The organism is Citrobacter amalonaticus (assembly GCF_037053465.1).
Lineage (GTDB): Bacteria > Pseudomonadota > Gammaproteobacteria > Enterobacterales > Enterobacteriaceae > Citrobacter_A > Citrobacter_A amalonaticus_H.
In genome coordinates, this window is the sequence record NZ_JBALIF010000053.1 from 1 (window position 1) to 1690 (window position 1690).

Annotated in this window: 2 protein-coding genes; one reads left to right on the forward strand and one right to left on the reverse strand. The window is 44.1% G+C overall.

Translation table 11 applies throughout. The annotated features are described in order from the left end of the window. Positions 1-680, forward strand: a 680-nt coding sequence (locus WB371_RS23715) for a helix-turn-helix domain-containing protein (RefSeq protein ID WP_336222381.1), incomplete at its 5' end; no start/stop codon positions are given. 865 nt (positions 681-1545) lie between these two features. On the opposite strand, the gene WB371_RS23920 is transcribed toward WB371_RS23715, so the two are convergent. After that, positions 1546-1674, reverse strand: coding sequence for a helix-turn-helix domain-containing protein (locus tag WB371_RS23920; protein ID WP_420704083.1), 129 nt, complete (start codon positions 1672-1674; stop codon positions 1546-1548). Between the last annotated feature and the right edge of the window lie 16 nt (positions 1675-1690).

Sequence of the window (1690 nt, forward strand, 5' to 3'; positions counted from 1 at the left end):
CATATAAACATGACGGAAAAGGAGTGCTTTCGCCAGGGAAACGCAGAAGTCTTTTCGTTAACGATATCCAGCGCCCAACCGAAACGATTCAGCAGATCCATGATGCCCTTAAGCCATTTTCAGCACCATGTAGCCTGCCGCCAAACAGGACGCTCCATATATCGGCAAATGAGAATGACCATATCTGGTTGTTACATTCTGGTAGTTGCAGCGTATTACGAACTTACGACGATTTAAAAATCGGCGTATTCAGGGGGCCACTGGTTATCGGGCTTCAGGAAATGTTTGTTCCTTTCGGGCGACATTACTTTCAGTTTAGTTCTGAAACGACGATATCTTCTCTTGCTTCCGAGCAAGCCAGAAAGGTGTTGACTGAACAGGGACTCTGGGAACAAGTAGCCCTGATACTGGCCTACTATATGCGGCTGATGACTTACCGTGATGAACATCTTGTCGCTCAATCGTCTTACACAGCCATTCGGGTAAAATTGATCGAATACATGACTAACAGGGAATTACTCGCCCAAAAACGTATTGGGCTTGCCGCATTTATTCAGGCGACGACATTCATCTCCCGTAGTCAGATCTATTACGTATTATCAGTATTAACACAAGGTGGATATATCAGGGTTTCGCGTGGAAAACTTGAGGAAATCATTCATCTGCCAGAAAATTTTTGAAGACACGCTGCACAGCGCCATTTGGATGGCCTGTCATTTTATACTATAAATTATTCGGGTTGCAGGACAAAATGGGGTAAGCATTTTGAACAGAGCTTGCGTTGGTCCTTAAGGGGCGTGGCCGTAGGTTGTCTTCGGAGAGGGACAAGGATGTCCCTCATTCATCCCGAGGAGCTTACTAAAGTAAGTGACTGGAGTGAGAGTGCGCAGCCAACACACATGCAGCCTGAAGTGTGACGAGTATATAAGATATAATTCAGACAGGATGGGGCATCATATGGTCATAGAGTATCTGGTCTTCCTGAAGTGGTTGATTGTTTTCTGCCTGGGAATGACTATTTGTCGTTACCAGTTTTCGCTTAATGCCACATCAGAACACATAGGCCTCTGTGACTTTTCGAGCCACAGGGATAGGATGGACTAACCTACTCAGGTGGACGATCTTGCCCTACAATGTAAGCAGAGCAACTGTCTTTCGAACCTGATTACGCACCCATGCTTTTTAAGAATTGTATCAGGGATGGTCAGAAATTTTCTGATGCAGGTGGTTAATGCGACCTTATTGATTTCTCTGCAGCCACCAGATGTATATAACATTCTTTAATTACGGGCTCGTGCCTCACCCCAGCCAGAGCAGATATATTGAGTGCAGTACAGATGGAAACCCACTCTATGAATACCGTACGACGACCACACATAGCTCCGGAAATTCAGTCAGTAAAACAGCAACGCGTGCAGGCCCAATATCTTTAATGGTACTCAGTAGATCAAATTATCCACAGCAATTCTTAAATATATGAGAAGCGATTTCACCTTCTATTTGCGTACCGGAGGATAACCCACGCCATATTTTTCTATAACAGGCCTAAAATTTGTCTGGCAGTTTATTAATAAAAAAAAGATATCCTCTGTCCATAAGAATATAATTTCCTTTTCGTAACTGATGGAGAATGTCCATGACTGTGCTTCTTGCCAGTGTTGTGCGCTCCATTATAAATCTGACGACCGGA